At 46.8% G+C, this 25,614-nt stretch carries 26 protein-coding genes, 2 pseudogenes and 1 other annotated feature; of the genes and pseudogenes, 23 read left to right on the plus strand and 5 right to left on the minus strand.

Going from position 1 to position 25,614, the window contains the following annotated elements; genetic code table 11:
* Positions 1-18: 18 nt before the first annotated feature.
* The 7 genes from MJQ52_RS18420 (at position 19) to MJQ52_RS18450 (ending at position 6,349) form a co-directional block, all read left to right on the plus strand.
* On the plus strand, positions 19-1,158 hold the full coding sequence (locus MJQ52_RS18420; protein ID WP_058906211.1) for a cysteine desulfurase family protein: 1,140 nt from the start codon (positions 19-21) through the stop codon (positions 1,156-1,158).
* A 36-nt stretch (positions 1,159-1,194) separates the two neighbouring features.
* Positions 1,195-2,310 carry a tRNA 2-thiouridine(34) synthase MnmA gene (gene mnmA / locus MJQ52_RS18425; protein WP_094247703.1) on the plus strand — a complete coding sequence of 372 codons (1,116 nt, stop codon included), beginning with the start codon at positions 1,195-1,197 and terminating at the stop codon, positions 2,308-2,310.
* Between the two features lie 87 nt (positions 2,311-2,397).
* Entirely contained in the window at positions 2,398-3,018 is a 621-nt protein-coding gene (locus tag MJQ52_RS18430) for a tetratricopeptide repeat protein (protein ID WP_094247928.1), read from the plus strand.
* Between the two features lie 18 nt (positions 3,019-3,036).
* Positions 3,037-5,415 carry an SF1B family DNA helicase RecD2 gene (gene recD2 / locus MJQ52_RS18435; RefSeq protein WP_094247704.1) on the plus strand — a complete coding sequence of 793 codons (2,379 nt, stop codon included), beginning with the start codon at positions 3,037-3,039 and terminating at the stop codon, positions 5,413-5,415.
* A 118-nt stretch (positions 5,416-5,533) separates the two neighbouring features.
* Positions 5,534-5,992 carry a PRC-barrel domain-containing protein gene (locus MJQ52_RS18440; RefSeq protein WP_017418223.1) on the plus strand — a complete coding sequence of 153 codons (459 nt, stop codon included), beginning with the start codon at positions 5,534-5,536 and terminating at the stop codon, positions 5,990-5,992.
* Between the two features lie 12 nt (positions 5,993-6,004).
* Positions 6,005-6,196 carry a hypothetical protein gene (locus tag MJQ52_RS18445; RefSeq protein WP_003152738.1) on the plus strand — a complete coding sequence of 64 codons (192 nt, stop codon included), beginning with the start codon at positions 6,005-6,007 and terminating at the stop codon, positions 6,194-6,196.
* A gap of 21 nt (positions 6,197-6,217) precedes the next feature.
* Positions 6,218-6,349: a YrzQ family protein gene (locus MJQ52_RS18450; RefSeq protein ID WP_003152741.1), complete on the plus strand. Its 132-nt coding sequence runs from the start codon at positions 6,218-6,220 to the stop codon at positions 6,347-6,349.
* Positions 6,350-6,384: 35 nt separating this feature from the next.
* Here MJQ52_RS18450 and MJQ52_RS18455 read toward each other — a convergent pair whose 3' ends face one another.
* From MJQ52_RS18455 to MJQ52_RS18470, 4 genes are read right to left on the minus strand one after another with little or no spacing between them, the layout of a single operon-like run.
* On the minus strand, positions 6,385-7,041 hold the full coding sequence (locus tag MJQ52_RS18455; protein WP_434181846.1) for an amino acid ABC transporter permease: 657 nt from the start codon (positions 7,039-7,041) through the stop codon (positions 6,385-6,387).
* An 18-nt stretch (positions 7,042-7,059) separates the two neighbouring features.
* On the minus strand, positions 7,060-7,710 hold the full coding sequence (locus MJQ52_RS18460; RefSeq protein ID WP_058906206.1) for an amino acid ABC transporter permease: 651 nt from the start codon (positions 7,708-7,710) through the stop codon (positions 7,060-7,062).
* A 56-nt stretch (positions 7,711-7,766) separates the two neighbouring features.
* Positions 7,767-8,594, minus strand: a complete 828-nt coding sequence (locus tag MJQ52_RS18465; RefSeq protein WP_094247705.1) for a transporter substrate-binding domain-containing protein — start codon at positions 8,592-8,594, stop codon at positions 7,767-7,769.
* A gap of 20 nt (positions 8,595-8,614) precedes the next feature.
* Complete coding sequence (locus MJQ52_RS18470; RefSeq protein ID WP_094247706.1) at positions 8,615-9,343, minus strand: amino acid ABC transporter ATP-binding protein; 729 nt, start codon at positions 9,341-9,343, stop codon at positions 8,615-8,617.
* 218 nt (positions 9,344-9,561) lie between these two features.
* Between MJQ52_RS18470 and MJQ52_RS18475 the strand changes: the two are divergent.
* From MJQ52_RS18475 to MJQ52_RS18535, 13 genes and pseudogenes are all read left to right on the plus strand, one after another.
* Positions 9,562-10,624 (plus strand): annotated as a pseudogene (locus MJQ52_RS18475) (AI-2E family transporter).
* A 43-nt stretch (positions 10,625-10,667) separates the two neighbouring features.
* Positions 10,668-10,875, plus strand: a binding site (T-box leader).
* An 80-nt stretch (positions 10,876-10,955) separates the two neighbouring features.
* Positions 10,956-13,592, plus strand: a complete 2,637-nt coding sequence (alaS, locus tag MJQ52_RS18480; protein WP_094247707.1) for an alanine--tRNA ligase — start codon at positions 10,956-10,958, stop codon at positions 13,590-13,592.
* Between the two features lie 84 nt (positions 13,593-13,676).
* Positions 13,677-13,943, plus strand: a complete 267-nt coding sequence (locus MJQ52_RS18485) for an IreB family regulatory phosphoprotein (protein WP_012118070.1) — start codon at positions 13,677-13,679, stop codon at positions 13,941-13,943.
* A gap of 8 nt (positions 13,944-13,951) precedes the next feature.
* Positions 13,952-14,368 carry a Holliday junction resolvase RuvX gene (gene ruvX, locus MJQ52_RS18490; protein WP_003152750.1) on the plus strand — a complete coding sequence of 139 codons (417 nt, stop codon included), beginning with the start codon at positions 13,952-13,954 and terminating at the stop codon, positions 14,366-14,368.
* Between the two features lie 12 nt (positions 14,369-14,380).
* Complete coding sequence (locus MJQ52_RS18495) at positions 14,381-14,662, plus strand: DUF1292 domain-containing protein (protein ID WP_003152751.1); 282 nt, start codon at positions 14,381-14,383, stop codon at positions 14,660-14,662.
* A gap of 110 nt (positions 14,663-14,772) precedes the next feature.
* Positions 14,773-15,866 (plus strand): annotated as a pseudogene (gene mltG / locus MJQ52_RS18500) (endolytic transglycosylase MltG).
* A gap of 151 nt (positions 15,867-16,017) precedes the next feature.
* Positions 16,018-16,671 (plus strand): O-methyltransferase, encoded by a 654-nt coding sequence (locus tag MJQ52_RS18505; RefSeq protein ID WP_003152755.1) that lies wholly within the window; start codon positions 16,018-16,020, stop codon positions 16,669-16,671.
* Positions 16,672-16,677: 6 nt separating this feature from the next.
* Positions 16,678-17,607, plus strand: coding sequence for a peptidase U32 family protein (locus MJQ52_RS18510; RefSeq protein WP_003152757.1), 930 nt, complete (start codon positions 16,678-16,680; stop codon positions 17,605-17,607).
* 17 nt (positions 17,608-17,624) lie between these two features.
* On the plus strand, positions 17,625-18,893 hold the full coding sequence (locus tag MJQ52_RS18515) for a peptidase U32 family protein (protein WP_003152759.1): 1,269 nt from the start codon (positions 17,625-17,627) through the stop codon (positions 18,891-18,893).
* A gap of 6 nt (positions 18,894-18,899) precedes the next feature.
* On the plus strand, positions 18,900-19,535 hold the full coding sequence (udk, locus tag MJQ52_RS18520) for a uridine kinase (protein ID WP_003152763.1): 636 nt from the start codon (positions 18,900-18,902) through the stop codon (positions 19,533-19,535).
* 253 nt (positions 19,536-19,788) lie between these two features.
* Positions 19,789-20,262 (plus strand): transcription elongation factor GreA, encoded by a 474-nt coding sequence (gene greA, locus MJQ52_RS18525; protein ID WP_003152766.1) that lies wholly within the window; start codon positions 19,789-19,791, stop codon positions 20,260-20,262.
* A 52-nt stretch (positions 20,263-20,314) separates the two neighbouring features.
* On the plus strand, positions 20,315-22,069 hold the full coding sequence (locus tag MJQ52_RS18530; protein ID WP_003152768.1) for a peptidoglycan D,D-transpeptidase FtsI family protein: 1,755 nt from the start codon (positions 20,315-20,317) through the stop codon (positions 22,067-22,069).
* A 63-nt stretch (positions 22,070-22,132) separates the two neighbouring features.
* Positions 22,133-22,849, plus strand: a complete 717-nt coding sequence (locus tag MJQ52_RS18535) for a YrrS family protein (protein WP_003152769.1) — start codon at positions 22,133-22,135, stop codon at positions 22,847-22,849.
* A gap of 39 nt (positions 22,850-22,888) precedes the next feature.
* On the opposite strand, the gene MJQ52_RS18540 is transcribed toward MJQ52_RS18535, so the two are convergent.
* The gene (locus MJQ52_RS18540) at positions 22,889-23,092 is read right to left on the minus strand and encodes a YrzA family protein (RefSeq protein ID WP_003152771.1); all 204 of its coding nucleotides are present in this window, start codon (positions 23,090-23,092) and stop codon (positions 22,889-22,891) included.
* A gap of 183 nt (positions 23,093-23,275) precedes the next feature.
* On the opposite strand from MJQ52_RS18540, the gene MJQ52_RS18545 reads away from it, so the two are divergent.
* The 3 genes from MJQ52_RS18545 to MJQ52_RS18555 are packed head-to-tail and all read left to right on the plus strand — an operon-like array spanning position 23,276 to position 25,604.
* Positions 23,276-23,917 (plus strand): class I SAM-dependent methyltransferase, encoded by a 642-nt coding sequence (locus tag MJQ52_RS18545; RefSeq protein ID WP_013353005.1) that lies wholly within the window; start codon positions 23,276-23,278, stop codon positions 23,915-23,917.
* A 20-nt stretch (positions 23,918-23,937) separates the two neighbouring features.
* Positions 23,938-24,633 (plus strand): 5'-methylthioadenosine/S-adenosylhomocysteine nucleosidase, encoded by a 696-nt coding sequence (gene mtnN / locus MJQ52_RS18550; RefSeq protein ID WP_094247708.1) that lies wholly within the window; start codon positions 23,938-23,940, stop codon positions 24,631-24,633.
* 47 nt (positions 24,634-24,680) lie between these two features.
* Positions 24,681-25,604, plus strand: coding sequence for an O-acetylserine dependent cystathionine beta-synthase (locus MJQ52_RS18555; protein ID WP_014305481.1), 924 nt, complete (start codon positions 24,681-24,683; stop codon positions 25,602-25,604).
* Positions 25,605-25,614: the final 10 nt, after the last annotated feature.

The following is a 25,614-nucleotide window of genomic DNA, read 5'->3' on the forward strand; positions in this document are numbered from 1 at the left end:
ACCAGAGGTGTAAAGACAATGGAACGGATTTATTTAGATCATGCCGCGACTTCCCCGATGGATGAACGTGTGCTCGAAGAAATGAAGCCCCATTTCTTCGGCAGTTTCGGCAACCCGTCAAGCATTCATTCATTCGGGAGAGAATCCCGGAAATGGGTCGATGAAGCGAGAGCGGACATCGCGCGCCAAATCAGTGCGAAAGAACAGGAAATTATTTTCACAAGCGGCGGCACGGAGGCTGATAATTTAGCGATTTTCGGAACGGCTGCCGCCCGGAAGAATGAAGGAAAGCATATCATTACGACCGCTGTTGAGCATCATGCTGTATTGCACGCCTGCGAAAAGCTGGAAGAAGACGGCTTTGAGGTGACATACCTCATCCCCGGCCCTTCAGGACGGATCAGTGCAAATCAGGTGAAAGAAGCGCTCCGTGATGATACAATCCTTGTTACCGTCATGTATGGCAATAACGAAGTCGGAACCATTCAGCCGATTGACGAAATCGGAGAGCTGTTAAGCGGGCACCAGGCCTATTTTCACACAGATGCCGTTCAGGCATTCGGTTATATGCCGATTGATGTGAAAAAAAGCAGAATTGACATGCTGTCTGTTTCCGGTCACAAGCTTAACGGGCCTAAAGGGACAGGCTTTTTATATGTAAATCAAGAGGTGAAGCTGTCACCGATTCTTCTTGGGGGAGAGCAGGAACGAAAGCGCCGCGCGGGGACGGAAAATGTACCGGGCATCGCCGGCTTAAAAGAAGCGGTCGTCCTTTCAAACCGTGAGAGGGAAGAGAAAACAGCGAAGTATAAGGAGTTTAAGAACATCATCATGAGCACGCTGGAAGAAGCCGGCGTCACAGCGGAGGTGAACGGAGATGCCGAGAAATGCCTGCCTCATATTTTAAACCTTTACTTTCCCGGTGTGCCGGTGGAAGCGCTGCTGGTCAATCTTGACATGGAAGGCATTGCCGTATCCAGCGGATCTGCTTGTACAGCGGGATCCGTTCTTCCGTCCCATGTGCTTACGGCCATGTTCGGAAGTGAAAGCGGCAGGCTGACTTCGTCAATCCGCCTCAGCTTCGGCCTCGGCAATACGGCGGAACAAATCGAAACAGCCGCCGAAAAGCTTGCCGCCGTCGTTAAACGGCTTGCTTAAAACGGCGGACTTACGTTTTTAATGGAGTGAATGCAAATGGAAAAACGGCCGGAGGATACAAGAGTCGTAGTCGGCATGTCCGGCGGCGTGGACTCTTCCGTGGCGGCCCTTCTGCTGAAGGAGCAGGGCTACGATGTAATCGGAATCTTTATGAAAAACTGGGATGATACGGACGAAAACGGTTTTTGCACGGCGACGGAAGATTATGAAGACGTCATCCGGGTCTGCAACCAGATCGGAATTCCGTATTATGCCGTCAATTTTGAGAAGCAATATTGGGAAAAGGTATTTCAATATTTCCTTGATGAATATAAAGCCGGAAGAACCCCCAATCCGGATGTCATGTGCAATAAAGAAATTAAGTTTAAGGCTTTCTTGGATCATGCTTTGTCACTCGGCGCGGATTATCTTGCGACGGGCCATTACGCCCGCGTGGATAGAAGCGCAGGTACAGTGCGCATGCTCCGCGGTCTGGATGAAAACAAGGACCAGACTTATTTTCTGAATCAGCTCAATCAGGAACAGCTCAGCAAAGTCATGTTCCCGATCGGTGATCTGCAAAAAAGCCGCGTGCGGGAAATCGCCAAAGAAGCGGAACTTGCGACAGCTGCGAAAAAAGACAGCACGGGAATCTGCTTTATCGGCGAACGCAACTTCAAAACGTTTCTCAGCCAATATCTCCCCGCTCAGCCGGGCGATATGATGACAATGGACGGAGAAATAAAAGGGCGTCATGACGGTCTGATGTATTATACAATCGGACAGCGCCACGGTCTTGGAATCGGCGGAAGCGGCGAGCCGTGGTTCGCCGTCGGTAAAGATCTTGAAAAAAACATTCTGTATGTTGATCAAGGATTCCATAATCCGCTTCTGTATTCCGATAAGATCACGGCGACAAATGTCAGCTGGACGCGTCTCGGTCTGATGGACAGCGGCGAAATGACATGCACGGCGAAATTCCGCTACCGTCAGGAAGATCACAAAGTAACGGTGAAAATGACGGGTGATGATGAAGCGGAAATCATTTTTGACGGGCAGGTACGCGCCGTTACGCCGGGACAAGCCGTCGTTTTTTATGACGGAGAAGAGTGCCTCGGCGGCGGAACGATAGATGACGTTTATAAAGACGGAACAAAACTGTGGTACGTATAACACATGTAAAAAACCTCAACTCGCATGTTGGGGTTTTTTAGCGAAAGGAAGTTAAAAATGGATTATAATAAAATCGGGATTGACGCCATGCAGGAGGGCGATTTTGAAAAAGCGGCAGAGGCTTTTACGAAAGCGATTGAGGAAAACGGCCAAGACCCGGTGCCGTACATCAACTTCGCAAATCTGCTTTCTTCTGTGAACGAACTCGAACGGGCGCTTGCATTCTATAACAGAGCGCTTGAATTGGACAATTCGGCGGCAGCCGCTTATTACGGTGCGGGAAACGTATATGTGATGAAAGAATCGTTTTCCGAAGCGAAGGATATGTTTGAAAAAGCGCTTCGCTCCGGAATGGAAAACGGAGATTTGTTTTATATGCTGGGGACCGTTCTCGTTAAATTAGAGCGGACGAAGCTTGCACTGCCGTATTTGCAGCGTGCCGTTGAATTAAACGAAAATGACACGGAAGCGCGCTTCCAGTTCGGAATGTGTCTCGCAAATGAAGAAATGCTGGATGAAGCTCTTGCGCAGTTTGAGACGGTGATCGAGCAGGATCCGGGCCACGCGGACGCATTTTATAATGCCGGGGTCGCTTACGCATACAAAGAAAATCGTGAAAAGGCGCTTGAGATGCTGGAAGGCGCAATCGGCATACAGCCTGATCATATGCTTGCGCTTCATGCGAAACAGCTTATCACCCAGTCATAACAAAAGGAGGGAAGGCTCGTGGATCAGCTGAACATCGAAGAACAGCCGTATGTAAAAGGCGTCATTCATACGGTCATTTATCATAATGACACCAACCTGTATACAGTGCTGAAAGTCAAGGTTGCAGAAACGTCTGAGGCGATCGAAGACAAGGTCGTATCCGTAACGGGCTACTTCCCTCTGCTGCAAGAAGATGAGACCTACACATTTTACGGAAAAACCGCCACGCATCCTAAGTTCGGCCTGCAATTTCAGGCTGAACACTTTAAAAAAGAAATTCCGACCACAAAAGAAGGGATCATTCACTATTTATCAAGTGATCTGTTTGAAGGAATCGGAAAAAAAACGGCGGAAGAAATCGTCAAAAAGCTTGGAGACGGCGCGCTCAATAAAATTCTGGCTGATGCATCGGTGCTTTATGATGTGCCGAAAATGTCAAAAAAGAAAGCGGACAAACTGGCGGGAGAGCTGCAGCGGCATCAGGGTCTTGAGCAGATTATGATCTCTCTGAACCAATACGGTTTCGGGCCCCAGCTATCCATGAAAATATATCAGGCCTACGAAACGGAAACCTTGGAGAAAATTCAGGAAAATCCTTATCAGCTTGTAAAAGACGTTGAAGGCATCGGCTTTGTGAAAGCTGACGAGCTGGGCGGAAAAATGGGTCTGTCAGGAAACCACCCGGAGCGGATCAAAGCGGCAATCTTATATACGATTGAATCGACCTGTCTTTCAGAGGGCCATACGTACATAGAGACAAAGCAGCTGATTATCAATACGCAAACGCTTCTGAATCAGTCAGCTGAAGGCGGCCGCGTCACGGAAATGGATGCGGCTGACGGCATCATCGCCCTCGGGGAGAGTAAGGATATCGTCATCGAAGGAGAGCGCTGCTATTTTCCGTCCTTGTTTTATGCGGAACAAAACGTCGCAAAACGCGTGCTCGACATTGCGGCCCAGACGGAGTATGCCGATCAGTTTCCTGAATCGGAATTTCTGCTTGCACTCGGTGAACTGGAAGAACGGATGAATGTTCAATACGCACCAAGCCAAAAGGATGCCATTCAAAAAGCGCTGTCTTCACCGATGCTTTTACTGACCGGGGGACCGGGAACGGGGAAAACGACCGTTATTAAAGGAATCGTGGAATTATACAGTGAACTGCACGGAGTATCGCTTGACCCTGGTGATTATAAAAAAGATGAAGCATTTCCGGTGCTGCTTGCCGCGCCGACCGGAAGAGCCGCAAAACGAATGAGCGAATCTACGGGTCTGCCGGCTGTTACGATTCACAGGCTGCTTGGCTGGAATGGCGCTGAAGGCTTTACCTATAATGAAGATCAGCCGATTGAAGGAAAACTGATCATTATAGACGAAGCGAGTATGCTCGATATTTGGCTCGCCAGCCATTTGTTTAAGGCGCTTCCTAAGCACATTCAGCTCATTATAGTCGGTGATGAAGACCAGCTTCCTTCAGTAGGACCGGGGCAGGTGCTCAGAGACCTTTTGGCTTCTGAGGTGCTGCCGACCGTACGCCTGACAGATATTTACCGTCAGGCTGAAGGATCATCCATTGTGGAACTTGCCCATGATATGAAAAAAGGGCTGCTTCCAAAGGGGCTGACCGCGCCGACAAAGGACCGCTCATTTATCCGCTGTAATTCTTCACAGATTAAAGAAGTCGTGGACCAGGTCGTCTCGAACGCGTTAAAAAAGGGGTATACCTCCAGAGATATTCAAGTGCTTGCCCCGATGTACAGGGGAAAAGCGGGAATTAACGAGCTGAACATGCTTCTTCAGGACATCATGAATCCGCCTGAAGAAAAAAGGCGGGAGCTGAAATTCGGGGATGTCGTCTACAGGACGGGCGATAAAATATTGCAGCTTGTCAACCAGCCGGAAAACAATGTGTTTAACGGCGATATCGGCGAAATCGTGTCCATTTTTTATGCCAAAGAAAATACGGAAAAAGAAGACATGGTCGTCGTCTCGTTTGACGGCAACGAAATCACCTTTACGAAAAAGGATTTCAGCCAGTTTACCCACGCGTACTGCTGTTCCATCCATAAGTCGCAGGGAAGCGAATTCCCGATTGTCGTCCTGCCTGTCGTCAAAGGCTACTATCGAATGCTCAGGAGAAATCTGCTTTATACCGCCATTACAAGAGCGAAAAAATTCCTGATTCTTTGCGGAGAAGAAGAAGCGCTTGAATGGGGCGTCAAAAACAATGATGCCACCGTCAGACAGACATCGCTTAAAAACAGGCTCACAGAGCAGACTGAAGAGATGGATGCAGAACTGGCCGCCCTGCAAAAAGAGCTGCCGTTCAGTGTATACGATGCGAACATCGGAATGGAAGGCATCACGCCTTTTGACTTTATGGAAGAAAAAGCGTAAATAAAACCCGGCGTATGTTTATGCGCCGGGTTTTCGCCTGTGGAAGTCATTTCAAAGTATGCTGCCCGGCTTCTTGGCAAAACCTATACGTGTTCAACAAAAGGTGGTTGATCACACTTTGAGAACATGCCATGCAGCTGAAGGACGAACAGTATATGACGAAAACACCGGGCGCAGTCTTGGAATGATATCGGATGTATGTTTCTCTCTGGACGGCCGGTTTCTCGGTTTCGTGCTGGAGCAGAAACGCTTGTTTCACAACCGCCATCTTTTTTTAGGGGCAAGTGATATAAAAGAGATGGATCAAGAAGCCGTAGCTGCCGGTCATGCTCATTTGCAGCCTTTGCCGAAGAGCTGTTTCACCTTTGAACAGATTAAAATGCAGCCGGTGAAATCGCCTGATGGTGAAATGTTCGGTTTGCTGGAAGATGTATACTTTTGTTTGGACAGGGGCATAATCGTAGCATATGAACTCTCGGACGGCTTCTTTTCAGATCTGGCTGGCAGACGCCAAGTGCGCCGCGCCGCCGATACGCTTATTGAAGCGGGGAAAGAAGGCATCGTCCTGAACGGATAAGAGGTGTAGTCTGTGCTTGTATGTCCGAACTGCAAAAGTAAAGATATCGGCAAAATCGGCGTAAACCAATACTATTGCTGGGGCTGCTTCATTGAGCTGACGGTGGCCAAAGGCAAAATTGCGACACATCAAGTAGAGGAAGACGGCACGTTAAGCAGTCTTGATGATTTGTTTTCTGAAGACGAACGCAGTATCAATTTTTAAAGTTGAAAGGAGATACGCGCGATGGGCAGAACAATGACCTCTCTGTTGGCTTTAGGAGCTGGAGCCGTTATGTATCGTATGGCTTCTCAGTCCGATATGCTGAATAAAAAAGGGATGAAACGGATGAGAAGACGAGTCATGAAAATGTTTTAAGCAGAAAAAAGGATACTTCTCCGGAAGTATCCTTTTTACGTTTGTCTCGCTTCCAGCCGTCTGGCTGCGAGAGACAGGCTGTAATTGACCGCGAAATACATCAGGGCCGCCAGCAGAAAGATCGGGAAAAAATACCCCCCGTCAGCGCTTTGTCCGTTTAAAATCTGCGCGTTATGAATCAGTTCGGGCAGAGCGATGACGACCGCAAGTGACGTATCCTTTAATAAGGAGATAAACTGGCTCACAATCGGAGGAACCATACGCCTGAGCGCCTGCGGCATGACGACGAGAAAAAGAGTCTGCGTGTACGTCAGTCCTGAAGAATGCGCCGCTTCAATCTGTCCTTTGTCAACGGATTGCAAACCGCTTCTGATGATTTCTGACAGCATGGCCGATTCAAAAATCGTCAGCGCCGTGATGGCGGCCGCGGTAATTTCCAGTTTGATCCCGATTTCCGGAAGGGCAAAAAACGTAAAGAAAATGATTAATAACAGCGGCAGGTTGCGGATTGTTTCCACAATGGCCGCTATAATGCCCGAGACGATAGGAATGTTCGCATAGCGCAAAGTACCGGCGGCAAGCCCGAACATAAAACTCAGGACAATGGAGATCAGCGCAACATAAAGTGTGACCAAAAAGCCGTCCCATAAAAACAGCAGGTGGTCAGGTGTATAGGCGCCGCTAAAATCCATGTTATTCACTCTCCTTCTCTAATAACTCTTTCCGAGACGTCTTTCCAAATAGTGAACCCCGATGCTGAGCGGGATCGTTAATATCAAATAAAAAAGCGCGACGAAAATATAGACATCAAACACGACAAGAGTGCTCGAGGACACGAGATCCGCCTGATACATCAAATCGAGTCCCGCCACCACTCCGAGTATTGATGAGTTTTTGACAAGGTTGAGAAATTGGTTTCCGAGCGGGGGAATGACGATTTTTACGGCCTGAGGAAGAATGATATATCTCATCGCCTGACTGTAGGTGAAGCCTGACGATCTGGCCGCTTCCATCTGCCCTTTGGGGACAGTCTGAATTCCGGCTCTGATGGCTTCTGCGATAAAGGCGGACGTGTAAATCGTAAGCGCAATCGTTCCCGCCTGAAAGCCGTCCAGTCTCAGCCCGGCGTTCGGAAGTCCGAAATAAAAAACGAATGTGATGAGGAGAAGAGGGATGTTCCGGATAAATTCCACATACGCAGTGCCGATCCATTGAAGGGGTTTGAAAGCCGTGATTCTCATGACTGCGATCAGAACGCCCACCGCAAAGCTGCCTGCCAGCGCGATGAAGCTCGCAAGCAATGTGTGCAGGAAACCGTCCATATACATATCGAAGTTTTCCGTTAAAATTGAAAAGTTCATCTATGTCACTCCTTATAAAACGGGGATGAGCATGCCTGCTCATCCCGCGGTCCGTCCTATTTTGCCGGTTCTTCTTTTATCCATTTTTTATAGATTTTTTCGTACCTGCCGTCGGCTTTCATTTTTTTCAAAGAGGCGTTGATTTTTTTGACAAGGCCGGATTGGCCTTTTTTGACGGCGATTCCGTAAGGTTCATCGGTGAAGGTTTCGCCCGTCAGCTGATATTGTTTATTTTCATCCGCCATGCCGTATAAAATCGCATTATCGGTTGTGAGCGCATCTCCCTGTCCCGCTTTAAGCGCAGTGAACGCTTCGGCGTAATTTTCAAATTCCAGCACTGAGGCGTCAGGCGCTTTTTCTCTGATGTTCTGTGAGGAAGTGGAGCCTTTTACCGCTAATACTTTTGAGCCTTTTCCCAGGTCTTCGGTGCTTTTGATGCTGCTTCCTTTTTTGACGAGCAGGGATTGCCCGGCTTCAAAATAAACATCTGAGAAATCAACTTCTTTTTTCCGCTCATCCGTTATCGTCATCGTGGCGGTGATGGCGTCGATATCGCCGTTTTGCAGCATCGGAATTCTCGTTTTTGACGTCACTTCTTTAAATTCCGCTTTCTTCTCATCCCCCAGAATATCTTTTGCGAGCTGTTTTGAGATATCAATATCGAAGCCTTCAATATCACCGGAGCTTGGGTTTTTCAGCCCGAATAACCTCGTGTCGGTTTTGACGCCGAAGATGATTTTGTCTCTGTCTTTAATAGAGGCTAACGTGTCTTTTCCCGTTCCTTTTGAATCCCCGGACGTTTCTTTCCCTCCGCAGGCTGCCAGCATAAAGACGGCCAGCAGTGATATCAATCCGAATGACAACCATTTTGTTACGCGTGACATAAGCGCTCCTCCGTTTCTTTTCAGTGATTTAAAATACGGCTTAAGAATAAACGCGCCCTCTCTTCACGGGGGCTTTCGTAAAATTCAGCCGGTGCAGCTTCTTCTAAGATGGATCCGCCGTCGATAAACACGATGCGGTCCGCCACTTCTTTTGCGAATCCCATTTCATGTGTGACGACTGCCATGGTCATGCCTTCCTTTGCAAGTGTTTTCATGACATCCAGCACTTCCCCGATCATTTCCGGATCAAGCGCGGATGTGGGTTCATCAAACAGCATAATTTCGGGCTTCATCGCAAGCCCCCTGGCGATGGCGACACGCTGCTGCTGGCCGCCGGAAAGCTGTGAAGGATAAGCGTCCGCTTTGTCCGGTATACCGACTTTTTTCAAATAGTATAAAGCCGTTTCCTTTGCTTCTTCTTTTGATTGCTTGAGCACTTTGATCGGTGCGAGCATGATATTTTGCAGAACGGTTTTGTGCGGGTACAGATGAAAATGCTGAAACACCATGCCGATATTCCGGCGGACCTGATTGATATCCGTTTTCTTGTCATGGATGGAGACGCCGTTTACCGTTAAGGCGCCTCCATCAACTGTTTCCATCTGATTAATGCAGCGGAGAAGTGTGCTTTTTCCCGATCCTGAAGGTCCGATGATAACGACGACTTCCCCTTTTTTAATGTGCAGATTAATGTTTTTCAGCACGTGGAAATGTCCGTAGTGCTTATTTACATCCTGAAATGAAATCATGGCCATCCTCCTTAAAAAACATGAGTCATATTGACTGGACAGTTTTGAAATCCTTTAACACATTACGATGGTTATACAGACTTTTATGAATATTAGTTAGATTATTTCGTAATTTCTGATAATTATTTCCGTCAAGAGGTCTGCGTCATAAGGCGGAGTTTATGAATCGGGAATAATTCCGGCTTTCTGTCAAAAGATAAAGCAAGAGGTGAAACGTCATGCTTCAAAAACCGCTGCAGCTCTTAATGTGGACGGCTGTATGTCTGCTCGTTTTGTTAACAGTGTATGTCTTTTGCATGCTCGATATGTTATGGTCTCCCATTTGGCTTGTTATAAAATCTCTCTTTATTCCTATATTCATCGCAGTATTTATTGCTTATCTTTTACTTCCGATTACTGAATGGCTTCATAGAAAAGGGATGCCTAGAACTTTAAGCCTGCTTCTGATTTATTGCCTGTTTTTCGGCGGAATCGGCTGGGGGGGTTTATAAAGGGGTTCCTGTTTTAATTGAACAGCTGCAGGATCTGTCTGAGAGCATTCCCGGTCTTGCCGAAAACTACAACAGCATGCTGAGGCATCTGCATAATCACACAGATCATTGGCCTGACGGCATGCACCATCGGATGGACAAAATGATTCAGCAGACAGAAACGTTTCTTGCCGGCACGATTGAAAGCACGATCAGAAGCATCCGTTTCGTGCTTGATTATATCCTGATCGCGGCGACGATTCCTTTTCTCGTGTTCTATATGGTGAAGGATATAGACGTTATGAAAAAGACGGTCTGGTATTTGACGCCGAAATCCTGGAGAAAAAGGGGGAGTGAATTTCTGCGGGATGTGGACGACTCTCTCGGTGATTACATCCGCGGTCAGCTTCTCGTTTGTTTTTTGCTCGGGTTCATAGCCGGCGTTTCATTTTGGCTGTTCGGGCTTCCTTACCCGCTGATTTTGGGCCTTGCCATCGGGATTACGAATGTCATCCCGTATTTCGGTCCGTTTATCGGCGCTGTGCCGGCGCTGCTCCTATCGCTGGCGATTTCCTCCAAGGCTGTGATCATCGTAATCGTCACGATTTTTATTCTTCAATTTATAGAAGGAAACATTTTGAGCCCGCTCATTGTCGGGCGAAGTCTCAGGATGCACCCCGTCGTGATCATGCTTGCGCTTCTTGCCGGAGGGGAGCTCGCGGGCATTCCCGGCATGATTCTCGCTGTTCCGGCGGCAGCCGTTTTAAAAGTGACGGCCATTCACTTTTTGCGGATCAGGACGGAACATTGACATTCGGGTTCTGCTTGTCTATAATTTCGAGTAGAATACATACGAATCTCGAGTGACGGATATGAGTACGCCGAAGCCCTGTTTAAGAGAGAAGCTCCGATACGCTGAAAGGAGCTTCAGCAGAAGATCGGCCGAAGCTAATCCTGAGTGCAGTTAAAGGCTGCCGCAATCCTGCGTTACGGGATGAAAGGTGACAGGCCTTTTTCGGCCTGTAATCAGGGTGGTACCGCGAGACAGCTCTCGTCCCTGTGTGAACGCATGGTTTGCATAGGGAGAGAGCTTTTTTGCTGTCGCAAAAGAGAATTTCGGGTAGTGATAAGGAGGAATATAGATGAAACACTTAACTTCTGCTGAAGTGCGTCAAATGTTTTTAGATTTCTTTAAAGAAAAAGGCCATGCCGTTGAACCGAGCGCCTCATTGGTTCCGCATGAAGATCCGTCTTTATTATGGATCAACAGCGGCGTTGCGACGCTGAAAAAATACTTTGACGGCCGCGTTGTGCCGGAGAATCCGAGAATTGTAAACGCGCAAAAATCAATCCGCACAAATGATATTGAAAATGTGGGGAAAACGGCGCGCCACCACACGTTCTTTGAGATGCTCGGAAATTTTTCCATCGGTGATTATTTTAAAGAAGAAGCCATCACGTGGGCTTGGGAGTTTTTAACGAGCGAAAAGTGGATCGGCTTTGATCCGGAGCTGCTGTCTGTAACGGTTCACCCTGAGGATGAAGAAGCTTATACGCTATGGGCGGAAAAAATCGGCGTTCCGGAAGAAAGAATCATCCGTCTGGAAGGGAACTTCTGGGATATCGGCGAAGGCCCGAGCGGACCGAATACAGAAATTTTCTATGACCGCGGCGAGAAATACGGCAATGATCCGTCAGATTCTGAATTGTATCCGGGCGGCGAAAATGACCGCTATCTTGAAGTGTGGAACCTGGTATTCTCAGAGTTCAACCACAACCCGGACGGCACGTACACACCGCTTCCGAAGAAAAACATTGATACGGGCATGGGGCTTGAACGGATGGTCTCCGTGATTCAGGACGTCCCGACAAACTTTGACACTGATTTGTTTATGCCGATTATTGAAGCAACAGAGCGCATTTCCGGAGATGCTTACGGAAAGGATGCAGTGAAGGATACGGCCTTTAAAGTGATCGCCGATCATATCAGAACGGTCGCATTTGCGGTAAGCGACGGAGCTCTGCCGTCAAACGAAGGGCGCGGGTATGTTCTGAGACGCCTCCTTCGCCGGGCTGTACGATACGCGAAAACAATCGGTATCAGCCGTCCGTTTATGTACGAGCTGGTACCGACTGTTGCAGGAATTATGGACGCTTTCTATCCGGAGGTGAAAGAAAAGCAAGAGTTTATTGCCAAAGTCATCAAAACGGAGGAAGAGCGCTTCCATGAAACATTAAACGAAGGTCTGGCCATTTTATCCGACGTGATAAAGAAAGAGAAGGAAAAAGGCAGCGGCATCATCTCCGGAAAAGACGTATTCAAACTGTACGATACATACGGATTCCCGGTTGAATTGACGGAGGAATACGCGGAAGATGAGCAAATGAAGGTTGACCATAAAGGCTTTGAAGCCGAAATGGAAAAACAGCGTGAACGGGCGAGAAATGCGCGCCAAGATGTAGGAAGCATGCAGGTGCAGGGCGGCGCATTGCGCGACATTACCGCAGAAAGCACATTTGTCGGCTACAGTTCCGTAAAAGCTGAAGCGACGGTAATCGAGCTTCTTCATGACGGTCAATTAATCAGCGAGGCGCAGGAAGGGGATACCGTCCAAATCCTTCTCGACAAAACGCCTTTCTATGCTGAAAGCGGCGGACAGATCGGTGACAGAGGAGTGCTGAGAAGCGAGCAGGCTGTCGTAACCATTAAGGACGTGAAAAAAGCTCCGAACGGTCAGCATGTACACGAAGGCACGGTGGATAGCGGCACGATTCAAAAAGGCGCAAGCGTGACGGCTGAAGTTGAAGATCAAATGAGAAGCGGCGTGGTGAAAAACCATACAGCAACCCACCTTCTGCACCAGGCGCTGAAAGACGTTCTCGGCACACATGTCAACCAAGCGGGTTCACTCGTTACCGAAAATCGTCTGCGTTTTGACTTCTCTCATTTCGGTCAAGTGACAAAAGAAGAACTTGAACGCATTGAAGGAATCGTCAACGAAAAAATCTGGGAGAGCATTCCGGTAGCGATTGATTTGAAACCGATCAATGAAGCGAAAGAAATGGGCGCGATGGCCCTGTTCGGCGAGAAATACGGCGATATCGTCCGCGTCGTACAAGTCGGAGATTACAGCCTTGAGCTTTGCGGCGGATGCCATGTCACGAATACGGCTGAAATCGGTCTGTTTAAAATCGTATCCGAATCAGGGATCGGCGCAGGTACGCGAAGAATCGAAGCCGTAACAGGAAAAGGCGCTTATCAGGAAATGAACAGCCAGCTCAGCCTTCTGCAGCACGCTGCGGACGAGCTGAAATCAAACGTAAAAGACGTACCGAAGCGAATTCAGTCTCTTCAAGCAGAGCTGAAGGAAGCGCAAAGAGAAAATGAATCATTGCTCAGCAAACTTGGCAATGTGGAAGCCGGAGCCATTCTGTCTAAAGTAAAAGACATCGGCGGCGTAAAAGTGCTGGCTGAAAAAGTAAATGCGAAAGACATGAACCACCTTCGCACTATGGTGGATGATCTGAAAGCGAAGCTCGGTTCTGCGGTCATCATTCTCGGCGCCGTGCAAAACGAGAAAGTCAACCTTTCAGCAGGCGTGACGAAAGACCTGATCGAAAAAGGCCTTCACGCCGGCAAAATGGTCAAACAAGCGGCTGAAGTCTGCGGAGGCGGAGGCGGAGGCCGTCCGGACATGGCGCAGGCCGGCGGAAAGCAGCCTGAAAAATTGGAAGAGGCGCTCGCATCTGCGGAAGATTGGATAAAATCCGTTTTATAATCCTTTCAACTAGTGTAGAATGATGATAAGATGAGGACCTCAGGCTGAACTTTGCCTGCGAATTTGGGAAAGAGGTGCAAAACGGTGAGCTCGTTTGATAAAACGATGAAATTTAATTTCTCCGATGATTCTGCTGAAACAAACGTCGAAGAAGTGCTGAATACGGTATATGATGCGCTTCAGGAAAAGGGGTACAATCCTATCAACCAGATTGTCGGATACTTGCTGTCTGGAGATCCTGCATACATTCCTAGGCATCGCGACGCCCGGAACTTAATTCGCAAACTGGAACGTGACGAATTAATCGAGGAATTGGTAAAATCCTATCTAGAACAGCATAAAGAGGCGTAAATACATTCATGAGAATATTGGGACTTGATCTTGGTACGAAAACACTCGGCGTAGCTTTAAGCGATGAAATGGGCTGGACCGCTCAAGGCATTGAGACGATAAAAATAAACGAGGCTGAAGGAGATTACGGTCTGGACCGTTTATCCGAGCTGATGAAAGACTATAATGTAGAGAAGATCGTGCTCGGTTTTCCGAAAAACATGAACGGGACGATCGGTCCGAGAGGCGAAGCCAGCCAAACATTTGCGAAACTGCTTGAAACAGCGTACAATGTCCCTGTTGTGCTGTGGGACGAGCGTCTGACGACGATGGCGGCTGAAAAAATGCTGATCGCGGCTGACGTCAGCAGGCAAAAACGAAAAAAAGTCATTGATAAAATGGCGGCTGTCATGATCCTTCAAGGATATCTGGACAGTTTAAACTAAGAGGTGAAAGAAATGGAACACGGCGAAAAACACATTACAATTGTCGATGATCAAGGCAACGAACAGCTTTGCGAAGTGCTGTTCACATTTGAAAACGACACATTCAACAAATCTTACGTACTTTATTATCCGATTGATGCTCAAGACGATGATGAAATCGAAATTCACGCTTCAAGCTTCGAACCGAACGAAAACGGTGAAGACGGCGAACTGATGCCGATTGAAACTGATGAAGAGTGGGAAATGATCGAAGAAACGCTGAACACGTTTTTAGCGGAAGAAGACGAAGAATAAAATGAACAGAAAAAGCCGGAGCGCATATGTGCTTCGGCTTTTTTTTGTAATAAATTGCCGAATGCACATGAATCATGTAGTATAAGAGCTGTTGGGAGGAAAATACTTGTATGAATATCAATCAGACTAAAAATTCATTTCCGCGTAAAAACAAAAAAACAACGATAATACTGTCCTCCGTGATCGCTCTGCTTATCATCATTTGCGGTGCTTTTTTCTATGGAAAATCTCTGCTGTCCCCGGTTGACAAAGGCAGCAAAACGGCAGTCAATATTAATATTCCGAGCGGTTCTTCCGTTTCGGCAATCGCTGAAATTCTTGAGGATCAGCATGTCATCAAAAGCAAAAAAGCATTTCAGCTGTATGTGAAGTATAAAGGCGCTTCCGGGTTTCAGGCGGGATTTTACCACCTGAATAAAGGAATGGATGCGGATGCGATTATCAAAAAACTGACCGCGGGATCAACGGGATATGCCTTTCAGATCTCCGTTCCTGAAGGAAAACAGCTTACACAGATTGCGGATGCGATCGCAAAAGAAACATCATATTCAAAAGAAGAGATCATGGCAAAACTGGATGACAAAACATTCATCGGCAAACTGAAAAAACAGTTTCCTGATACAATAACGGACGCACTTTCAAACAAGAAGCTCAAGCATCCGCTCGAAGGCTATCTGTATCCGGCCACATATCCGTTTAATGATCCGGATGCATCGCTTGACACGATTTTGACGGCAATGGTTCAGGAAACAAACACCCGTGTTGAAACGTATAAATCTGAACTGGAAAAAAAAGAAACTTTCCGTCCATAACGCGCTGACGATGGCATCGCTTATTGAAGAAGAAGCCACCGCCAAAGCCGACCGTCACAAAATCGCCAGCGTTTTTTACAACAGGCTTGCAGAAAAAATGCCGCTGCAGACTGACCCGACGGTATTATATGCGGCCGGTAAGCATAAAAGCCGGGTCTACTACAAAGACCTGAAAATTGATTCTCCGTTTAATACGTATAAACATAAGGGGCTTGCCGCCGGGACCGATTGCAAATGCCGGTGATTCATCATGGGAAGCGGCTCTCCGCCCTGACAAAACGGATTATCTCTATTTCCTTGCAAAATCAAACGGCGAGGTCGTTTTCACCAAAACATTAAAAGACCATAATAAAGCGAAGGAAAAGTATATTTCCAAAAAAGACAGCGAATAAAAGGAGGGCAAAAGCTCTCCTTTTATTCCATTCTGAAAGGTTTTATGATAAAATATATCGGGTTGTTTACTTATGGATAAAGAAGTGTCTTAAGAGAGTGTCCCCGCGGATTCGTCAGGGGCACTCCTTTTTAGAACGGAGGCTGTTTGCCGTGAATGATCGGTATGAACAAATAAACGAGTATATAAACGCGATGCTGAAGCCTCGGCCTGATAAAGTAAAAAAGCTTGAAGCCTATGCAAAAGAGCACCATGTTCCGATTATGGAAGAAGCGGGTATTGAAGTGCTGCTTCAAATGCTGTCGATTCAACAGGCGAAAAACATTTTGGAAATCGGCGCGGCAATCGGATATTCCGCCATACGGATGGCGCTTGAGCTTCCGGATGCGAATATTTACACGATTGAACGGGACGACAAACGCTATGAAGAAGCTGTGAACAATATAAAAGACTTTGAAATGGAAAAACGGATTCACGTAATGCACGGGGATGCGCTGGAACTTTCTGAGTCTGTCCGTGTCACGGCTCCTTATGATGCCATTTTTATCGACGCGGCCAAAGGCCAGTACACGAACTTTTTTGAGCTCTATGAACCGATGCTTGCGCCGGATGGAGTCATTTTTACGGACAATGTTCTGTTTAAAGGACTGGTGGCACAAAATCACTCGGACATTGAGCCGAAAAGAAGACGGAAGCTTGTTGAAAAAATTGATCAATATAACCAATGGCTGATGAACCGGCCTGACTATCAAACGGTCATACTTCCGGTCGGAGACGGCATCGCCATCAGTAAAAAGAAGAGGTGAATGATCATGAAAAAACCTGAACTTTTGGTGACTCCGACTTCTGTACAGGATATTCTTCCGCTCATTCAAGCGGGCGCAACGGCCCTGTTAGTCGGAGAACAGAGATACGGCCTGAGACTGGCCGGGGAATTTTCAAGAGAAGATATAAAAGAAGCCGTAAAGACAGCTCATCAGGAAGGCGCGAAAGTGTACGCCGCCGTCAATGCTATTTTTCACAACGAAAAAGTGGACGAGCTGAACGGCTATCTTGCCTTTTTGCAGGAGGCCGGCGTTGATGCGGCTGTTTTCGGTGATCCGGCCGTTTTAATGGCGGCGCGTGAAGCGGCTCCCGATCTCAAACTGCACTGGAGCACGGAAACAACGGGTACCAACTACTATTCCTGCAATTACTGGGGACGCAAAGGCGCACGGCGGGCAGTGCTGGCTAAAGAATTAAATATGGACAGCATCATTGACATAAAAGAAAACGCCGAAGTGGAAATTGAAATTCAAATCCACGGCATGACGTGCATGTTCCAATCGAAGCGTTCTTTAGTGGGCCATTACTTCGAATACCAGGGAAAAGTCATGGACATCGAACAGAAGAAAAAAGAAGCGGGAATGTTTCTGCATGACAAGGAACGGGGCAATAAATACCCGATTTTTGAAGATGAAAACGGCACGCACATCATGAGCCCGAACGATGTGTGCATGATTGATGAATTAGAGGACCTGATGGACGCCGGCATCGATTCTTTCAAAATTGACGGAGTTTTGAAGTCTCCTGAATACTTAACTGAAGTGACCCGCATGTACAGAGAAGCAATCGATCTGTGCTTTGAAAGCCGAGAGACATACGAAGAGAAAAAAGAGAGCTGGATAGAGCGGATTGAAAGCATTCAGCCTGTGAACAGAAGCATCGACACAGGATTCTTCTTTAAAGAAACGGTCTATTAAAAAGGAGGGTGCAACGGATGACAGCCGTAAATCAAACCATTTCCAAAGTCGTAAACGGAAAACGCGTCATTACGAAAAAACCTGAACTCCTTGCTCCGGCAGGAAACCTTGAAAAATTAAAAATTGCCGTTCATTACGGAGCGGACGCGGTTTTTATCGGAGGACAGGAATACGGACTCCGCTCAAATGCGGATAACTTCTCAATAGAAGAAATCGCAGAGGGCGTAGAATTTGCCAAAAAATACGGGGCAAAAATATATGTGACAACAAACATTTTCGCCCATAATGAAAATATGGACGGTCTGGAAGAATACTTAAAAGCGTTGGGAGACGCAAAAGTTGCCGGAATTATCGTCGCTGATCCGCTGATTATTGAAACATGCCGGAGAGTGGCCCCGGACGTAGAAATTCACCTCAGCACACAGCAGTCCCTTTCCAACTGGAAAGCGGTGCAGTTCTGGAAAGAAGAAGGGCTTGACCGCGTGGTGCTTGCCCGTGAAACGAGCGGACTGGAAATTAAAGAAATGAAGGAAAAGGTGGATATTGAAATCGAAACCTTTATCCACGGCGCTATGTGTATCGCTTATTCAGGACGATGCGTGCTGAGCAATCACATGACAGCCCGGGATTCCAACCGCGGCGGCTGCTGTCAGTCCTGCCGCTGGGATTATGACCTGTATCAGACAGACGGTGCAAACGCGGTCGCGCTCTATGACGAAGAAGACGCTCCGTTTGCGATGAGCCCGAAAGATTTAAAATTGATTGAATCCATTCCGCAAATGATCGAGATGGGTATCGACAGTCTGAAAATTGAAGGCCGGATGAAATCGATTCATTACGTTGCGACGGTTGTCAGCGTGTATCGCAAAGTCATCGACGCATACTGCGCTGATCCTGAAAACTTTGTCATTCAAAAAGAATGGCTGGATGAGCTGGACAAATGTGCAAACCGGGATACCGCGCCTGCTTTCTTTGAAGGCACGCCCGGGTATGAAGAGCAGATGTTCGGCGAACACGGAAAGAAAACAACATTTGATTTTGCCGGTCTCGTGCTCGCGTATAACGAGGAAACTCAAATGGTGACGCTCCAGCAGCGCAATTTCTTTAAACAAGGTGACGAAGTGGAATTTTTCGGTCCTGAAATCGACAATTTCACATTCACAATCGGCACTATTTGGGACGAAGACGGAAACGAGCTTGATGCTGCCCGCCATCCCCTGCAAATCGTTACATTTAAAGTAGACAAAAAGATTTATCCGAGCAACATGATGAGAAAGGGGAAGTAATCACCAATGGGTAAGAGTCCTGTAGTTATAGGCATCGCAGGAGGTTCCGGATCAGGAAAAACAAGTGTCACCCGTTCCATCTATGAACAGTTTAAAGGACACTCGATTTTAATGATCCAGCAAGACCTTTATTATAAAGACCAAAGCCATCTTCCGTTTGAAGAAAGGCTGAACACAAACTATGATCACCCGCTCGCATTTGATAATGACTATTTAATCGAGCATATTCAAGAGCTTTTGAATTACCGGCCGATAGAAAAGCCGATTTATGATTATAAACTGCATACGCGTTCTGAGGAAACCATTCCGGTTGAGCCGAAGGATGTCATTATTCTGGAAGGCATTCTCGTCCTCGAAGATAAAAGACTTCGCGACCTCATGGATATGAAACTTTATGTCGACACGGACGCGGATCTCCGTATCATCAGACGGATTATGAGAGATATTAACGAAAGAGGCCGTTCAATCGATTCTGTCATTGAGCAGTATGTGTCCGTCGTCAGACCGATGCACAATCAGTTTGTTGAACCGACGAAACGCTACGCGGACATCATTATTCCGGAAGGCGGACAAAACCACGTCGCAATTGATCTGATGGTCACGAAGATTCAAACGATCCTTGAACAAAATGCAATTTTGTAATACCATAGCATAGACATAAATAACTCAGACCATATTATGTATAGGCTGGAAGGGAATGAGACAGTTCCCTTCTTTCCCTGTTTATAAACCGAAACATTTGCAGAAAACACACATTCAGTTTAAGATAAACAGTACCTATATGGGAGAGAAGAACGAGGACTGCCCTGTGTTCTCATTCTTGATTTTTTCGTTTATGCTCTCATACATAATCACACGTTATTGTTGAGGGACAACCACCAAGGAGTGAAGGAACATGGCACAAGAAAAAGTTTTTCCGATGACTCACGAAGGAAAACAAAAACTTGAACAAGAATTAGAGCAATTGAAAACGGTTAAACGTAAAGAAGTAGTAGAACGCATTAAAATCGCAAGAAGCTTCGGAGATCTGTCAGAGAACTCTGAGTATGATTCCGCAAAAGAAGAACAGGCATTTGTGGAAGGGCGCATCACGACGCTTGAAAACATGATCCGCAATGCGAAAATCATCGAGGACGACGGCGGTTCAAATGTAGTCGGTTTGGGAAAAACCGTATCATTCATCGAATTGCCGGACGGTGAAGAAGAATCTTACACGATTGTCGGAAGCGCTGAAGCTGATCCGTTTGAAGGAAAAATCTCAAACGACTCGCCAATCGCAAAAAGCCTGCTCGGCAGAAAAGTGGACGAAGAAGTGACAGTTCAGACGCCGGGCGGAGAAATGCTCGTGAAAATTGTGAAAATTTCATAAGATCCGTTTAACAATGAAACACCTCGTCCAAAATGTGGATGAGGTGTTTTTTATGATCGTATCAAAAAGGCTGAAAACGGCCGTGATTTGTTTTCTGCTCGTGTTTTTCTTTCTGCTTGCAAGGCTGGCTGAAATTCAGCTTTTTTTTACAGAATCTTTTTCAAAATCCAATATTAATCTGATTCAGGAAAGCGTCAAGCAGCGGACGGAAGAAGTCCTTATTTCAGACGGACGCGGCTCTTTTCTTGATCGGAACGGCAAAGAGCTGACCGGAAAAAAGCAGCCTGCCGTCATACTGTTTCCCTTTCTCGTGACGCAGGATTGGCCGGTTGACCGGGTATCAGACATTCTCGGAATGAAACAGGGGGAGCTCAGGCAGCTGCTCACGGAAGCAAAAAAACCGGTGATCCTGAACAGCAGAAAAATAAAACATTTAACGAAACAATCCGTGGCAAATATCAATTCTTTGAAATATCCCGGCATTTACGGCGTATATATGAAAGACAGCAAAGAAACAAACATAGCCGCTCATCTGTTGGGCGCGACAAACCAGGACCCTGAGCTTTTGAAAAAGAAATACCCCGGGAGGAAGGAACTGCCGATCACGGCAAAAATCGGGACAAGCGGGATGGAGCGGACGTTTGATGAGTTTTTACTGGCGGATCAGGACACAAAACTTTTGTATCATGTCGACGGAAGGGGAAACCCTTTATTCGGAATGGACGTCAAATATACGGCTGAAGCAAACGCGTTTTATCCGCTGCAAGTCAAAACCTCCATCGACCGCAATATTCAAGAAGCAATGGAAGATGTATTGAAAGACCGCGGGTTAAAAAAGGGGGGAGCCGTCCTTTTAGACATTGAAAAAAGCAGTGTGCTCGGAATGGTATCAAAGCCTGACGCTGACATGTCAAAGCAGCAGACACTGCAAAATTACATGCTGACGCCGATTTATCCGGGATCAGTGTTTAAAACGGTGATTGCCGCAGCCGCAATAGAACAAAACGAAGTGAAGCCGGGCACATCCTTTAACTGCAATCTCAACCTGTACGGAGAGCCGGGGGATGACAAAGGCACGCTCAGTTTTGGAGAAAGCTTTGCCCAAAGCTGCAATTATACGTTTACAAGTCTTGCGGAAAAATTGATCAAAAAAGATGATTCCGTTATTGAAAACATGGCGGAAAAACTAGGTCTCACACAGCGGGCGGGCTGGGAAGGCAAGCTGTACCGGGAAGACGGATTCAGGCAGCTGTATAATGAAAAAAGCGGGGTCATTTGGGGAGATGACAAAGACAAAACCGTAAAAAAAGCCGTCGCACAGACGGCGATCGGGCAAAAAAACGTGAAAGTCACGCCTCTTGAAGTCGCCAATATGATGGCGGCGATCGCGCGCGGCGGTGAAAAAAAACAAGTCAAAATCGCGGACAAAATTGAATACAAAAACAAAACGACGATGGCGTCATTCAAAGATCAGCCGTTAAAAGGGGAAAACATCGACAAATATACGGCGCAGCAGCTTCAAAAAATTCTCAGAGAAGTCGTCACCTCACCGAAAGGAACCGGCCGAAGGTTTCAGGATCTGCCGTATGAGATAGCAGGCAAATCGGGAACGGCCCAGACGGGAATGTTCACAAAAGAAAAACAGACGCTTTACCACAAATGGTTTGCGGGATACTTTCCCGCGGACAAGCCGAAATACGCTCTCGTGGTGCTGCACATGGACACGCCGGGGGATAAGGCTCTGACAAATACAGTGTTTTATGATATTGTTAAAAAGGTACATGAAAATGAAACAAATCAGACATAGAACAACCGCTCAGCCCATGTTAAAATATATGCTGAGCAAGAGGGATAAAGGAGTGCAGAATGATTGAGCAATAAACAATCTCGTTTTGAAAACCGTGATAAGCGCAGAAAAGCAAATATGGTGCTTAACATTTTAATTGCTATCGTATCTATTCTTATTGTCGTCGTTGCAGTCAGCCTCTTCATCAACAGTCCGTCGAGCGACGTGAGCGAAAAAGCGGACACGAGCCAGAAGCAGGAAACACCTGCATCAGGCAAGACGAAGCAGACATCCGATGAAGACATAAAAGACAGCAAAAAAGATAAGGCATCAGACGATGACAAAAAAGATAAACAGGATAAGGACACATCTGATTCATCTTCAGACTCTGACAGCAAAAAAGACGATGATTCATCGAAAAGTGATGACAGCAGCAAAAAAGACTCTGATTCAAGCGATCCTTTTAAAGGAGCAAAAATAACAGAGGGCGGCTCATCAAGCGATGTCGAGAAAACAATTGTTAACCCAAAATGGAAAGCGGTCGGAACAAAGCAGACGGGAGAACATGCGGCGACGTATGACTCAAGCTCTGAAGACTGGTCCGAAATGCTTGACGCCATCTCTTACGCAACAGGCGTGTCAAAAGATCACATGACAGTGCTGTGGCTCGGAAACAATGGAAGCCCGCAAGATGCGAAGGGTAAAGTTTTAGACAAAACGAACGGCAAAAAGTATCAGGTCACCATCACTTGGAAAGACAAAAAAGGCTGGAAGCCGACAAAAGTAGAAACGTTAAAATAACCGCAAAAAAGCAGCTGATTATTCAGCTGCTTTTTTCTGTCATACGTCAGCTGAAAAATGCACCGACGCGCTGTAAAGGATTCTGCCGTCAACGGCCGTCACCTGATGGGATACAGAACGGACGCGAAGCATAATCGCCTGGTTGTTTTCAATCTGAACGTTTATTTTCTTTTCAAGCTCCTGCAAAGATGCCGCTTCGAAAAATTCTACTTTATCTTTGATTAAATCCAATTGAAAATTCATCAGTACAGATCCTCCTGATTTTTCTTCTGAGTCAATGAAAGTATAAGCCTTTCTGCCGTAATTGCGCAATAATCCCAAAGTATTTTAGTACCCTTCCATTCTTTTTTGTGATAGGATAGGAACTGTTCCACGATTAATCCATACTATACTCATAGGAATTATAAATTATGGAGAGTGAAAAATATGGGCCGTGAATTTATTCCATTATTTGAAGATTGGGCAGCGACTTATGATGCCACAGTGCACGGGGCAGACAAACAATATGCTGATGTTTTTAAAGGGTATGACAATATTCTTGACAGCATCGTCGCACTTTCAGGTTCAAACGTTTTAGAGTTCGGACCGGGCACAGGGAATTTAACGGCGAAATTAGCCGCCGCGAACAAAAAGGTGTTTGGTGTAGAACCGTCTCCGTCAATGAGAAAACTGGCGGCTGACAAGCTTTCTGACAAAGCCGTGTTCAGTGACGGAGATTTTCTGGAGTTTCCCGCTCCGCCTTTTCAAATAGATACCATCGTCAGCTCGTACGCCTTTCATCATTTAACCGATGAAGAAAAGCGAACGGCTGTAAAGCAGTATGGCACAATCCTTCAGAAGCATGATAAAATAGTGTTTGCCGATACCGTCTTTAAAGATCATGAAGCTTATGATGAAACAATTAAAAAAGCAATCCGAAACGGCTATCATCAATTAGCGGACGATTTAAAGACGGAACATTATCCGACACTCGGGACAATGAAAAACATCTTTTCAGAAGAGGGATTTGCCGCGCGGTTTACGCAGCAAAATGACTTTGTCTGGATAATGGAGGCGATTAAACGGTAAATCGAAGGGATTGTGTATAAATGAAACTGGCAGTCATCGGAGCAATGGAAGAGGAAGTTACGATTTTAAGAAGCAAACTGAAAGACGCAAAACAAGAGATGATCGCTCACTGTGAGTTTACGACGGGCAGCTATGAAGGCGTCGAAGTTATCTTGCTGAAATCGGGGATCGGAAAAGTCAACGCCGCGATCAGCACGACGCTTCTGCTTGACCGTTTCAAACCTGATTATGTGATTAACACAGGCTCAGCGGGCGGTTTTCATCATACATTGAATGTAGGCGACGTCGTCATCTCAACAGAAGTCCGCCATCATGACGTGGATGTGACGGCGTTTGACTATGAATACGGACAGGTGCCGGGTCTTCCGGCAGCATACAAAGCTGATGAAAAGCTGATCAGTATTACTGAGGAAGCGGTTTCTGAACTGAACGGCATTCAAGTCGCCAAAGGCACAATCGCTACGGGAGATTCTTTTATGAATGATCCGAAGCGGGTTGAAGACGTACGCGCCAAATTTGCGGATTTGTACGCGGTTGAAATGGAAGCTGCGGCTGTCGCACAGGTGTGCCACCAGTTCAAAACGCCTTTTGTTGTCATCAGAGCTTTATCTGATATTGCCGGAAAAGAATCTGACGTTTCATTTGATAAATTTTTAGAACAGGCTGCCGTTCATTCAACTGAGCTTGTCCTGAATGTCATCAAACGAATTCACTAAGCGGGGGATTCTCGTTCTCCTCCGCTTTTCCAGGAGGAGGACATATATTGAACGTGATAACAGATATTACAGAACTGATCGGAAATACACCGCTGCTCCGTCTCAAGCATTTTGATATACCGGAGGGAACAGCGGTTTATGCTAAACTTGAGATGATGAATCCGGGCGGAAGCATTAAAGACAGGCTGGGCGGAATGCTCATTGAAGATGCGCTACGCACGGGAAAGGTGAAACCGGGCGGTGTTATCATCGAAGCGACTGCCGGAAACACCGGGATCGGACTCGCTCTGTGCGCCAGAAAGCATCAGCTTCGCGCCGTTTTTTGCGTCCCGGAGCATTTCAGCAGAGAAAAGCAGCAAATTATGAAAGCTCTCGGAGCGGACATCGTGCATACGCCGAGAGAAGAAGGCATGCAGGGAGCCATTCGAAAAGCGCTTGAACTGGAGAGAGAGATTAATAATTCTTATGCCGTTCTGCAATTTAAAAACCGAGTAAATCCATTGACTTACTATAAAACGATCGGACCTGAAATATGGAACGCGCTCGGCGGGGATATCCACACCTTTGTCGCAGGAGCGGGTTCCGGCGGCACCTTTGCCGGTACGGCAGCTTATTTAAAAGAGAAAAATCCTGCCGTCAAAACGGTGATCGTTGAACCGGAAGGCTCGATCCTGAACGGAGGAGAGCCGCATGCCCATAAAACGGAAGGCATCGGCATGGAGTTTATCCCGGATTATATGGACGAGAACCATTTTGACGCCATTTACACAGTGGAAGACGATACGGCGTTTTCGCTTGTCAGAGAAGCGGCCGAGAAAGAAGGCCTCTTAATCGGCAGCTCTTCAGGGGCGGCTCTTTATGCAGCACTTGAAGAAGCGAAAAAAGCGCCCGCCGGATCAAATATCGTCACTATTTTCCCTGACGGCAGCGATCGATATATAAGCAAAAACATTTTTCAAGGAGGTCAGTAAGATGAAGAAA

The organism is Bacillus sp. jun7, assembly GCF_051034795.1.
Taxonomy (GTDB): domain Bacteria; phylum Bacillota; class Bacilli; order Bacillales; family Bacillaceae; genus Bacillus; species Bacillus velezensis.